This window comes from Pontibacter korlensis (genome assembly GCF_000973725.1).
GTDB lineage: Bacteria > Bacteroidota > Bacteroidia > Cytophagales > Hymenobacteraceae > Pontibacter > Pontibacter korlensis.
This window is the reverse complement of the sequence record NZ_CP009621.1, coordinates 2134534-2147059: the sequence shown is the minus strand read 5'-3', so window position 1 is coordinate 2147059 and position 12526 is coordinate 2134534. Positions and strand designations below refer to the sequence as shown.

7 protein-coding genes are annotated in these 12526 nt (G+C 46.4%); 1 reads left to right on the top strand and 6 read right to left on the bottom strand.

The window, feature by feature from the left end; all coding sequences use genetic code 11:
* Positions 1 to 140: 140 nt before the first annotated feature.
* Positions 141 to 899: a DUF2490 domain-containing protein gene (locus PKOR_RS09330; RefSeq protein WP_046310318.1), complete on the top strand. Its 759-nt coding sequence runs from the start codon at positions 141 to 143 to the stop codon at positions 897 to 899.
* A gap of 108 nt (positions 900 to 1007) precedes the next feature.
* Here PKOR_RS09330 and PKOR_RS09325 read toward each other — a convergent pair whose 3' ends face one another.
* The 6 genes from PKOR_RS09325 to PKOR_RS09300 all read right to left on the bottom strand — a co-directional run bounded on the left by PKOR_RS09325 (position 1008) and on the right by PKOR_RS09300 (position 12000).
* Entirely contained in the window at positions 1008 to 2795 is a 1788-nt protein-coding gene (locus PKOR_RS09325) for a glycoside hydrolase family 9 protein (protein ID WP_046310316.1), read from the bottom strand.
* Between the two features lie 21 nt (positions 2796 to 2816).
* Complete coding sequence (locus PKOR_RS09320) at positions 2817 to 4475, bottom strand: glycosyl hydrolase (RefSeq protein WP_052738786.1); 1659 nt, start codon at positions 4473 to 4475, stop codon at positions 2817 to 2819.
* Positions 4476 to 4623: 148 nt separating this feature from the next.
* Entirely contained in the window at positions 4624 to 5871 is a 1248-nt protein-coding gene (locus tag PKOR_RS09315; RefSeq protein ID WP_046310315.1) for an IPT/TIG domain-containing protein, read from the bottom strand.
* A gap of 71 nt (positions 5872 to 5942) precedes the next feature.
* Entirely contained in the window at positions 5943 to 7100 is a 1158-nt protein-coding gene (locus PKOR_RS09310) for a glycan-binding surface protein (protein ID WP_148561654.1), read from the bottom strand.
* 34 nt (positions 7101 to 7134) lie between these two features.
* A complete protein-coding gene (locus PKOR_RS09305) occupies positions 7135 to 8844 on the bottom strand; it encodes a RagB/SusD family nutrient uptake outer membrane protein (protein ID WP_046310313.1) in 1710 nt (569 codons plus the stop codon).
* Between the two features lie 18 nt (positions 8845 to 8862).
* The gene (locus PKOR_RS09300) at positions 8863 to 12000 is read right to left on the bottom strand and encodes a SusC/RagA family TonB-linked outer membrane protein (protein ID WP_046310312.1); all 3138 of its coding nucleotides are present in this window, start codon (positions 11998 to 12000) and stop codon (positions 8863 to 8865) included.
* Positions 12001 to 12526 lie beyond the last annotated feature (526 nt).

The following is a 12526-nucleotide window of genomic DNA, read 5'->3' as shown; positions in this document are numbered from 1 at the left end:
TCGGAGTTAAAACATAGCATTTCTTTAATTTAAAATAACACACCATATACTTGATTATTGAGGCAGTGTGGTTATCCATATCTAAATTTCAGTTCAAATTCAAGTTGTAGTTCAGGCATTATGGTGCCACTTTTAACAACATGAAGAATAGACCTACTCTTATACTTTTGGCATGGGTGCTTCTGGCCCCTGCCCTGCTACTAAACACAGCAAGCGCTCAGACAACCGAGCGCATTAAAGACCACAACACCAATGGCTGGTACATGTACTTCGGAGACCACAAAGTTGCTGACCGGTGGGGAATACATGCAGAGGTGCAACTGCGGCGACATAACACCATCAAAAACCCGCAGCAGCTACTTTTCCGTACAGGTGTAAATTATGACCTCACTCCTACTGCCATGTTCACGTTGGGCTACGGTTTCATTGAGACACATCCATACGGCGACTATCCGGCAGCAGGTACTTTTCCGGAGCAGCGTATTTACGAGCAGTTGCAGTTAAAAGGAAATATAGCCCGTGTCGGTTTATCGCACCGTTATCGCCTGGAGCAGCGCTGGGTAAAGCAGCCTGGAGCAGCCGATTATACTTACCTGAATCGTGCCCGTTATATGATAAAGGCTACGTTACCGCTTGTCGGCCCATCGCTTGAGCCAAAGGAGCCTTTCCTGGCCGCATACGATGAGGTGTTTGTAGGCTTTGGTGAGAATGTAAAGCAAAACATTTTTGACCAAAACAGAGCTTATGTAGCATTAGGCTATAAAATCAGCAACTCATCCTCGCTTGAATTAGGCTACTTAAATCAGATTGTTCAAAAGGCAAACGGGGTAGTGTTCGAGCACAACCATACTTTGCAGGTTAGCTTCTTCCATACGCTTAACTTTGCAAAGCAGGACTAGCACCTTCTGTTAGTTTTACTAATCTATCTAAAACAGCACCGCCCCCTGTAACACTAACAGATGCAGTATTACAGGGAGCGGTGCTGTTTGGCTTATGAGGTGGTTTGTTTAATTACTGTTCTTAGCCAGATAGCCTGCCTCCTGCTTCAGAGCTTCCAATGCTGAAGCCAGGTATACTAAAGGCGCATTCCAGTTGATGGCGATCTCGTTTGAGGCATAAGAGCACTCCTCATCTGTATAAGATTCGTCGGCTATCTTAGTAGGATATGTACAGCCGTCCTGCTGCCCCGGGTTTGGTCCACCCACTAGCAAGCCCGGCACCGGCTCCTCTACCTCATCAGACACAGAAAGGCGGTGATGAGGGTACTTAGGTGTTTTGTCTCCGTAGCCTGTCAGGAACGAGTATCCTGTAGCGTTTCTACCCAGTAGGTAGTCTAGGTTAGCCAGTGCATTGTTCAAGTACTTCTTATCTTTTGTGAGGCGGTATGCCTGTACCAGGGCAATGCCCTGATTGGCCGCCACTGCATTACTTCCCCACACAAAATCACTGGCAGCACTGCCCATCGGTACTTTGTATGCATTGTTCTGGCTAGCTGCCGCTAACTTATCAGCAAAGGCAACAAGCGCTGTTTTTAACTTAGGAAAGTCTTTCTTAGCAACTGGGGTTAGCTCATTTTGCAAGCGTGCCAGCGAATAATAGCCCAATAGGCGTACCTGGCCCCACGATGGAAGCTCCATATTTTTATGTGGAATGGCTTTGATAGCTTTATAGTAGCTCTCGTCTTTTGTGGTCAGGTATAGTTCTGCAGCAGCCCAGTCAAACTCATCACTCACGTCCTTGTCACCGTAAGCACCTGTACTTACATCCGGATCAAATGACTTGTTCATTTCATCTTGATTATACAAAACTGCTGGGTTCTTACCAGCCCACTTCCAGGCCGATTTTGCAGCCACCAAACAAGAATCAGAAAAGCCTGGTAGCTCCTGCTCATACTTCTTAAACACACGGCTAGCCTGTGCCATCACTGCTGCAAAGTCCAGAGCCGCTGCGGTCGATTTCTTAACAACATAACGAGGTTGCCTAGCTTCGGCAGGTTTTACATTCATACCCTCAAATTGAGGCGTAGTAAGCTTGTGGTATACGCCACCGTCACCGGGGTCCTGCATTGTCAGCATCCAGCGCAAGTTCCAAAGTGTTTCATCCAGCAAATCCGGCAACGCATTATTGCTTTCCGGAATTTGTAGCTTCATCGTTTTAAAGTACTCCGGAAAATCCTCGTACACCGAAAGCATAGTGGCTGTAGTAATGCCGCTGTTCACAATGTACTTGTTATAATCTCCGGCATCATACCATCCTTTTGTAGATGAGATGACTGTTCCTGCAGGTCGGCTTTTACTTGCTGCAGATGCATGCACCAGCACTTTATTATCCGGATGACCTGCTAGCCTGCTCCACTTGCCTGCATGCTCTGGCTTAAGCGCTGTAGAAACCCTCTGGTAGTAGAAAGCCTTTATTGATGCTTTTGCCACATCTTGATAGGCATCCTGCTTTATTTCGAAAGGGTATGAATGCCCTAACCCTGGCACAGCTACTACATAAGTGCCTGTAGCTTTTAGCTGTGAAAAGTTTGCCTCCCGTGTAGTTTTGGAAGAATGAACTGATTTCAGTTCTTCGCCAAGCTTTCCGGTGTAAAGGGTATCCGCAAAATCGGAAGTAGTGATGTAGAAGTTACCTCTTGCCTTACCGGGTACAATGGCCTTTTTTGGACCATCAGGGTAAAAGCCAACCTGGTTCAAGCGAATTTCTTCCGACAGCTGTTGCCCTTCTGCTGTTGTACCTCCTAAGGCGAGCAAGCCAGTAATAACAGTAAAGAGTTGTAGTTTTAGATGCTTCATTAGATGATGTTTTTAAACAGCTTATTGCTTTAGCACACGCAGTACATGCTTGCTGTTTACCTGCACCAGGTATACTCCTGGAGCAAGACCAGCAAGCGAAATCACTGCTTCGTGACCGGTAACCTTTTGCTGCCTTACCACGGTGCCTAAAAGATTATACACGACTAAGGTTTTCAATTCCCTCTCACTTCTGACCGTTAGACTATGATTCACAATGGTTGGATAGGCTATAACAGGCTGCTTCTTCGCCAGCTCATCTTCTATACCTGTCGGCTCCTGGGACTGCCTTGTATAAGTGCTCAGGTCAGGCATTTCATCCAGCGTTAGCACATAGTCATGTGCCATTGTTTTACGCCATAATTCTACTGTGTTATACTTGCTGTCGCGGGTGTAGCCTCCGTACCATGGCATAAACCACGACCAGCCTGCACCATCCTGCAGCAGGTTATCCGGATCAGGATAAGAACCTACCTCGCTAAGAGTAACCATCTTCTTTCCCCCATAAAGAGCATTCATGTTGTTGAACTCTATCTGGTGCGAACTGTGATCACCGTCTTTGTACATGTCCCGCCCAACAATATCTACATAGGCATCACCCGGATACCATGCATCGTCACCTGGCTCCCTGGTCCACACCCAGATCAGGTTCCGAAGCCCATGATGGTTTACCATACGGTCATACATCAGGCGCCATAATGCTTTAAGTGGCTCCGGCCCTTTGGCTCCCCACCAAAACCAGCCTCCGGCAGCTTCGTGCAGTGGTCTCCATACAACAGGCACATGCTGTTCCTGCAGCTCTTTCAGCAGACCAGCTATGTAGTCAATATCCTTTAACATGGCTTCATACTCTGCAGAGTTCTCATCAGAGATTTGGGAGATGTCAAAGTTAGTCCCGTTAGGTTTGGAGTCGTTTTGAGTATAAAACTCTTCCGTGCTGCGTAAGGGGTCGCGCCAGTGCCACATGATAGCGGGTATACCATTTCGGCTGTACCAGGTGCGGGCATTGATGATAGGCATTTTGTCTTCATACCATGTATACCCCCTGCCGCTGTGCATAAAATCTATACCTAGCAGAGCAGGTTCCTTACCTGTGTGTTGCTTCAGCCACATAGCTTCGTCCAGGCTATCCAGGGTCATGGCACCCGAAATTACTTTCTTGCCATAATGATCTAACAGGAAGTCGTAAAGCGCTTTTGCTTCCGGAGTTGGGTTCGGTGTTACCAATGCCTGATTCAGGTTGAAGCGCTCTGAGGCATCAACTTTTTCTAGTTCAATGTAATCGATGTTAATCCACCCCCACGATTTTCTGATCTCGATTGTGTGCTGACCTGATTCAAGTTTTAGGGTGTGCACCACTTTATGAGAAGCGTACGTGTTACTTTGGCCCAGAATAAAATCAGTGGTTGTTTCGTTAACAGCAACAATGTTTGTTTTATCGCCATTGGGAGCAGAGGCCCGAAGTACTAGAGTATAAAAACCGCTTTGCGGAAGCGTTACATTGAAAGAAAGCTTCCCTTCTCCCTGTGCCACAAAATATCCTCCTGAGCAAGACGAACATGCTTGCCTGGTTGCGCCCCCTGTCAGTGTTGCGTTCTCCGCTTCATACTTTTGGGCATAAGCTTGTATAGTTATACTTAGTAGTATAGAAATGAAGAGAAAAGAATAACAACGGTACCTCATATTTTCTTAAGCCAGTGGTTCAAACTTTCTATCCCTATTAGATGGTTATAGACATCTAATAAGGCCTGCTTTTGCGGCTGAGCCTTGTTAAAAATCAGAAAGCTCCTGTAAAACCTACAGGAGCTTTCTGATTTTTGAACGGTTTCTATTATCTGAAACCAACGTGATCGTAATGTACTACTCCGGCCCAACCAGCTGACTGGAATAAAACGTCACCTATTGTAGCAGGACTACCTAACTGTGACAACGGAATGCTGTACGTTGTCCATTCGCCTTCTACAACCGGGAACACATAAGGTGAACCCCAGGCTTCGTTTATGATAAGCTGCATGTTCTTACTATCCGTGCCAGGACCTCCGTAAACAGAGAAAACCAGCTCCCTGTATCCTGAAGTAGATACAGCTGTGTTGTTATGCCAACGGATGGCGTCATAGCTACCATCATAGGTTTTTTTTGCAGCAAGGTCACCCTGTCTTACTCTTTCGGTGCTCGCCCAATCTGTGGCTCCACCCCAACCCCAGTTTTCCCAGCCTTCTCCTCTGCCATCGTTGTACAGGAAGTATGGGAGCGGCTCCAGTGGCGGCAAGTCACCTATAAACTGTAGTGACATCTCAGATTCCACCTCAACCCCGGAGTGAGCAACCAGTGTTACCACGCCCTTGCCAGCTTCTGTAGGAACCACTAAAACAAGTTCAGTAGCTGATACACTTACAAAGTCAGTGATCGGTTCTGTTATGCCATTGAACAGGACACCCATGGTAAGGTCGAGGTTCTGACCAGATATAGTCAGGTTTTGGCCTCTTTCTACAGGGTTAGGCGCTAAACCTGAAATAGAAGGAAGAGTAACGATCAGTTCCTGCTCCGTTGCTATTTCCAGCGGTTCTGTACCACCTGTCAGGAAAATCAGTCGGCCTGTCTGCGCTTTTACTGGCACCGTAAGTACCAGTTCCTTTAATGACTGGCTCACGAATTCCTTCACGGTATCCTCGCCAAACACCACACCCTTTACCCAATTCAGGTAGTTTCCGCTAACTGTTATGTTAGATCCAGGTCTGGCCTCTTCAGTAAACGAATTGACAACAACAGGCACCTCAAAGCTTAACACTGTTTTGGAAACAACATCTCCATCTGTTGTTTTCAGTGTTACGCGCCCCTCACCTGCTTCCTCAGGCACTACCAGTACAATAAGTTCTGAGGTATGGCTCTTGAACGCCGATTTCGGCACACTTACACCTGGCAGCTCCACAGATATAACCTTGTTCAGGTTATTGCCTATAAATCTTATCTCTTCTCCATGCTGCGCACCAGTTGGACCGAAGCTGAGCAACTCTACTCGTCCTCCATTTGGCTCGTCGTTATCATCATCCTCACACGACGTCAGGACTCCTAAAGACATAACCAGGATTGCGAGTAAAAGCAGCCTTATATTATATAGATTCTTCATATGTCTCTTATCAAGTATAAAGATTAATCAAGCGTTTTAGGTACTACTCGCATATTGTCTATGGCAAAGTTAGCTTTAACTGCCAATGGGCCACTGAAGTGGAAGGACACACCATAACCTTCTGGGTTGTATGCGAACTTCTGGTTTGCTGTATAGAAGTCATCAAACGGAATACTTACTGTTTCCCACTGACCTTTGGTGTCAACGTTTGGCTTCCAGGTGTAGTTAGTCCCCCTTTCGTCTGCCATGTTAGGCCCCATATACATCTTCACCTCAGCACCTGTTAGCGGGTCAAGCGTAAGAATCTCGAACTTAATCTCATAGTCACCTGGGTTAGCAAGGGCTGCAGCTGGTATATTTCTGGTTTCCAGAGCCACATCGCTGTTTGCCGGGCCTACATACATCTCAAACCATGCCCAAGCACCCAGATCGCGGTTTACACGAATAAACTTCCCGTTGATGTTAGGTATAGCCGGATCGGATGATTTAATGTAGTCCGGACCATGCCATAAGCCATTTGTAGTTCCGTCGAAGCTAGCGATGATGTTTCTGTTGTCACGGAACCAGAAGTCCGACTCTGTTACACCAAAGTTGGTTGCAACAGTTATAGGTCCTGGCTCAGCACCTTCTGGCACTCTTACCTCAATTACATCATCTTCTACAGAAACGATTTCACCTTCAACACCTCCTGTAAAAGTTACAGTAAGAGGCTCGTAGAAGTAGTCACCAACTATTGTAGTCACCTCACCCGTATTCACATACTCGCTCATCATTCCAGATACCAGGGGCTCACTAATGTCTACCACAAAATCGTGTATTAGAGAATCCCCGTTGGAAAAAATGATCTTCATCTTGTTCGTGATATTACCCGGAATATTGGCAGGCACACGGGTAATGATAGATGTATTTGTGATATAGGTAGGGTTAAGTGCAGCCTGCTGGTCATTAAACCAAAGCTGCCGTGCACCTTGCAGGTTCTGTCCTATAATGGCCACCATACTTCCCTGACCTGCTTTCGTAAGGAGAGAGTCTGAAGACTCAGGACGTGTAACCCTTACATAGCTAACCATAGGTTTTCCCCCGTTCGGACCATTTTCATCATCATCCGAACAGCCTGTAAACATCCCTGCCATTGCAACAGCTATGAACAGGAACAACAATGGTTTAAATCTAAATTTCATATCAATTTTCTCTGTCGTTAGAATGATGTTTCTATTACTCTCCGAATTCATAAGGCACAGGCTCTTCTCTTAAGCCAGGAGCTTGGCTTGCCTCGGCTGCAGGTATTGGCAGCTCAAAGTTTCCGGAGTTGGCGTTGGCTTTTCTTTCTGTGAAGTACTCTGTTTTAGTAAATGTCCAGCCAGTTGGGTTTGGCATCCTGTTTGGCTTTATCACAAAAAGTCCGCGGTCCTGGCTATTAATGATGTCATATGCCTTCTGAGGGTTATAGTAATGCAGCCTCACTAGGTCATACCATGCCAACCCTTCCATCGCGAATTCCTTCATGCGCTCCTCGAAGATATCATCCCAGGTAAGCGGCCCCTCGAAGGCAGGTAAGCCTGCACGCGTATGCACCGCATTAAAGTAATCAAGTGCTGTGTCGTCTGAGGTAGAGGCGCTGTTACCAAGAGTTGCCTCCGCATAGATCAGGTACATCTCCGCTAACCTTAACATATAAGTATTGTTAGGGTATCGCTGCGTAGTTGCCTGTCCGCCAACATCTTTCGCTTTACCTACTACATATTTCTTAATGCTGGCAAAGCTTTGCTCTGCATCTGCTGCTGGTGCCGGGAAGATAAGTTGTTGCTCTCTTTCTGTACCATCTGCATCTCTTACCGTCTGGCTTATCTCCGGATAATGAGCTCCAGGTAGCATATAGCTAGCCTTAAGTCTTTGGTCTACTGTAAAACCAGGTGCGCGACCATCATCCTCATCAGTGTTTGGATCACCCTCGCTAATCAGTCCGTCATACAGGCTCAGCATCCACCACGATGCTCCTAAGTCACCTCCCCATCCATCGCCGTTGGCAATGTCGTTGCTAAAGGTAATCTGAGACACCATCGTATTAGCATAACCATAATCGGTGGTGAATACCCACTGCTGCTCAAACAGTGATTCAGCATTGTTATCGTAAGGATATCTGAAAAGGTCAGCATAGTTAGGAAGCAGCGAACGACCACTCATAGTGATGACTCTTTCCGCATACTCTTTTGCTTTATTCAGGTACTCCTGATTTCTGTTACCGCCGCTCGCCCCTAAGCCTGCTCTTGTCAGGTAGGTTCTGGCCAACATACCTTCAGCCGACCACTTGGTTATTCTGCCTGGTTGTATCGGAGCCGCTGGTAAATTCTCCGCAGCAAAAAGATAGTCCCTCGTGATAAACTCCCAAACACTTTCTATGGTGTTGCGGCGAACAGCCGGGTTGTTAAGCAAATCCAGGTTGTTCTCGATAATCGGCACAGCACCATAGTTCATTACCAGATAACTGTAGGCCGTAGCACGCATGAAGCGTGCTTCGGCAATAGCATGGTTCTTGATTTCCTCACTTACCTCTGCTCCGGCATATCTGTTGATGTTTTGGATCAGAGTGTTCGACTGCCCGATTACAATGAAGAAGGCGCGGTAAGCTTCATTGTTTGATGTAGAAACTTCTGTTGTGTTAAACAACACATCATCCCTATAACCCCAGGCACGGAAAGTTGTACCTCCTCGCAGGTCACCAAGAGCCCAGGAAGCTTTGTCTACATAATCCTTCCACACAACGCTGTATAGAGGAGCCGAGGCAGCAAGTACCTGTTCGTTTGTCTTGAAGAAATTGGCATCTACCAGTGTATCCTGCGGAGCTCTTTCCAGAAACTCCTTCTCACAGCCTGAAAACACAGATAGTACAAGAAGCCCTCCTATATATAAGAATCTATTTTTCATCTTTCTTGTGTACTTTAATTAAAAATCAATACCAACGTTCACAGAGTAGATCGGTGTTAATGGGTAGCGACCATAGTCTACACCAATAGCAGCCGTGTTAGGGTTCTCCAAACCTCCAACATGCGAGCCTACCTCCGGATCAAATCCTGAGTAGCCGGTGATGGTAGCTATGTTCTGAGCGCTTACACCAATTCTGGCACCTTTCACAATCTTCTGGTTCCCCAGCAGAGATGCAGGCAGGTTGTAGTTCAGGGTAACGTTCTTTAACCTTACAAAAGAGCCATCTTCCACATACTTGTCAGTGTGGCGGTCGAAATTGTTGTTTCTGTTTGAGCTCGACATTCTGGCCACATTTGTATTTGGGTTCAGCAGGTAAGGATTTCCTTCGCTGTCCAGCTCTACTTTAGCGTAGTCAAACGCACCTATAAACAGGTTGCGACCCAGGTTAATGTTGTTCGGATTAGAATTCTCAGCACGCAGGTAGTTGTAGATGTCGTTACCGATAGTGCTTGTAATCAGAACACTCAAATCGAAGCCTTTGTATGAGAAGTTGTTGGTAAAGCCAGCATAGTACTTAGGCCATGGGTTACCAATAAACGTTTGATCTTCCCCAGTGATGATGCCGTCACCGTTTAGGTCGCGGTACTTCACGTCACCTACCCAGATACTGTTCTCAGCAATAGGGAATGGTTCTCCATTATTATCAGCTGGTCTTGGGCTATTCTGCAGGTCTTCCATATCCTGGAAAATGCCATCTTCGATGTAACCCCAGAATAACCAAGGAGCCTGACCTACTACAGAACGCTGCTCCCACTCATTCCACTCTCTGGTTCTGCGGTTGAGTATGCTGCTTTCAGTAGAAAGGCTCTTTATCGTGGTCTTAAAGTGAGATATGTTGAAGTTGGACTCCCATCTGAAGCTACCATTGTCGATGTTGATGGTGTTCAATGTTAAGCTCCAGCCCTTGTTCCGCAAAGAGCCTATGTTTACAAACGGAGGCTGAACAGCACCTGAACCGTTGGTACCCATATACCAAGGCAATGAAGCCTGCAAGATCAGGTTATCGGTGTCCTTGATGTAGTAGTCTGCTTCTACTTGTACTCTGTTTTCAAACAGGCCCAGGTTTATACCAAAGTTGTTTGTCTTTGTCTCCTCCCACTGGAAGTTCGGGTTAGGGTATCTGTTTGGAAGGAAGCCCGTACCCCATGGCGTTGGACCTGGAGCAAGTGTACCATAAATAGCACCACTGCTACCCTGGTTACCTGTCAAGCCTATCTCATAGCGCAGGCGCAGGTCGCTCACGAAACCAACATTGAAGAAGTCTTCCTCAGACACTCTCCAAGCAGCTGACACAGAAGGGAAGTAACCCCACTTGTTCTCAGGACCGAAGTTGATAGAGCCGTCTGCACGGAAGGCCGCCTGAATAATGTAACGGTCGTCGAAGTTGTAGTTAACCCTGCCCAGGTAAGACTCCATGGCCCACTCGCCGTGGCCACCGCCAGCAACGCTGGTCAAAATATCACCTGCGTTTAGGTCAAGCACATCATTAGTCTGGAAACCGCGTCTTTCACCAGACAGGTTTCTCCAGGTAGACTCCTGCGACTCATGCGTAGCCATCAGGTTTAGGCTATGGCGCCCGAACTGCTTCTGATACTGGAGCATTTGGTTCCAGTTCCAGTAGGTATTCATGTTGTGGCTGTTGCTTAGCCTTGCCTCTTCGTTCTTCTGATATCCGAACTGATAAGTAGGCAGGAAGTAAGTTGAGTTCGTAAAGTTTACGTCCCCATTTACCGAGGTCCTGAAATCAAGTCCCTCTACAATATGAAATGCCGCTGTTAAGCCACCCAAGAAGCGTCTGCGGGTTAGCTCATTCGTTGTGATGTTGGCAAGACCAATCGGGTTAGGTGGTGTAAACTGCTCTGATGAGTTTGTAGGCGTAACAGTACCACCGCCATAAGAACCATCGATGTTTCTTACCGGAATGTGCGGAGGCAACTGAATAGCTCTTGAGATGATGTTAGACTGTGTTGTTGATAGTCTCTCATCTGTTTGAGCATAGTTGAAGTTACCGTTGATCGTTAACCACTCCTTAGCCTTGTTGTCCATGTTCAGACGTACAGAGTAGCGGTCAAAGCCCGAGCCTAGGGCTATACCTTCCTGGTTCAGATATTCACCAGACAAATAGTAAGTGGTTTTCTCTCCACCTCCGCTTAAGCTTACCTGATGCTTTTGCATAGGTGCAGTCTGGAAAAGCTCTTTCTGCCAGTTAGTACCTTCACCTAGTATAGAAGGATCCAGGAATTCTTCTCTAACAACTCCGCCAGCAATACCTTTGTACTCCTTTTCCATCTGCGCATACTGACGCAGGTTCATTACTTCCAACTCTTGTGGAGGAGTCTGTATACTGTGCAGGTAGTTGTAATTGATACGCACCTCGCCAGCTTTACCTCGTTTTGTTGTGATCAGAACCACGCCGTTCGTAGCTCTAGAGCCATATACAGCTGTAGCAGAAGGCCCCTGCAGGATCTCCATGCTCTCAATATCAGATGGGTTTAGTGTAGAAAGCGGGTTAGAACCTGAAGCAGATGTAGACCCAGTGATCTGCACACCATCTATTACATAAAGGGGTTCGTTGCTTCCGTTAATGGAGTTAACACCTCTAATGTTCACAGAAATACCACCACCAGGTGCACCTGTATTTTGGGTAACATATACACCGGCGGCACGCCCCTGTATAGCCTGCTCAATAGTAGTGTTAACCGTTTTCTCTATTGCTGACGTGCTGATCGTAGTCTGAGCGCCTGTCAGGTCATTTTTTCTGATCTCGCCGTAGCCTGTTACTACTACCTCGCCCAACACCTTGTTATCCTCCGCCATGGTAACGTTGATAACAGACTGGTTTCCTACAGCCACCTCTCTTGGAGTATAGCCAATAAAGGTAAATACAAGAGTTGCGTCTGGACCGGGTACCTGCAGGCTATAGTTACCCTCCACGTCTGTTGCTGCTCCTATTGTTGTTCCTTTCACCAGCACAGTAACCCCTGGCAATGGCTGTCTTGTAGATGCCTCGGTCACCTTCCCGCTGACCAACTGTTGCGCAATGGCTTCTGGAAGGAGCCACCCCAGCATCAAACAAAAAAGTACAATTCTTTTCATACAGTGATTTTTGATTAGACCTTCATTTGAAAATGTTTGTGTAATAGTTTCAAGAACACTTACCCTGCCACGACAGCGAGCAATATCAGGTGCGTTCCACTTCTGCGTCACTTGTCTTTTTAGATTATCCTGAATCAGAAAGGGTCATTTTTATTAATATATAAGGGTGAGAAGAAATTTTTCCGTTATCTTTTTGTAATCGCACCAACACAAAAGCGACACATCCCCCTTCCTCCTTTCTGCCTTCTACTCAAAGTCAGTTATAAAGAAGTCACGAAGAATGCATCTGCTAGCAGTTTATCTTTTTATTCTATTTTAGTTGGTAGTTTTTGCTTGACCCAATTTTCATTCAAGGCTAGGGCATTTTCAGCTTTCTGATGTTTCGCTTTCCTACAAGGCTAACAGGTATGAAAAAACACTTATCTCTCCTGTACCTATCAGACCTGCAGGTGCGCGAACTAAAACACAATAACTAACCAATCACTTAATTCAGAAAAAACGGGTAATAAACGGCAATCTTAAAGAA

What these genes read in the sequence shown, in the direction of transcription:
- PKOR_RS09325 (WP_046310316.1), bottom strand. Translation starts at nt 2,795, where the DNA reads ATGAAGCATCTAAAACTACAACTCTTTACTGTTATTACTGGCTTGCTC.
- PKOR_RS09305 (WP_046310313.1), bottom strand. Translation starts at nt 8,844, where the DNA reads ATGAAAAATAGATTCTTATATATAGGAGGGCTTCTTGTACTATCTGTG.
- PKOR_RS09320 (WP_052738786.1), bottom strand. Translation starts at nt 4,475, where the DNA reads ATGAGGTACCGTTGTTATTCTTTTCTCTTCATTTCTATACTACTAAGT.
- PKOR_RS09300 (WP_046310312.1), bottom strand. Translation starts at nt 12,000, where the DNA reads ATGAAAAGAATTGTACTTTTTTGTTTGATGCTGGGGTGGCTCCTTCCA.
- PKOR_RS09310 (WP_148561654.1), bottom strand. Translation starts at nt 7,100, where the DNA reads ATGAAATTTAGATTTAAACCATTGTTGTTCCTGTTCATAGCTGTTGCA.
- PKOR_RS09330 (WP_046310318.1), top strand. Translation starts at nt 141, where the DNA reads ATGAAGAATAGACCTACTCTTATACTTTTGGCATGGGTGCTTCTGGCC.
- PKOR_RS09315 (WP_046310315.1), bottom strand. Translation starts at nt 5,871, where the DNA reads ATGTCTTTAGGAGTCCTGACGTCGTGTGAGGATGATGATAACGACGAG.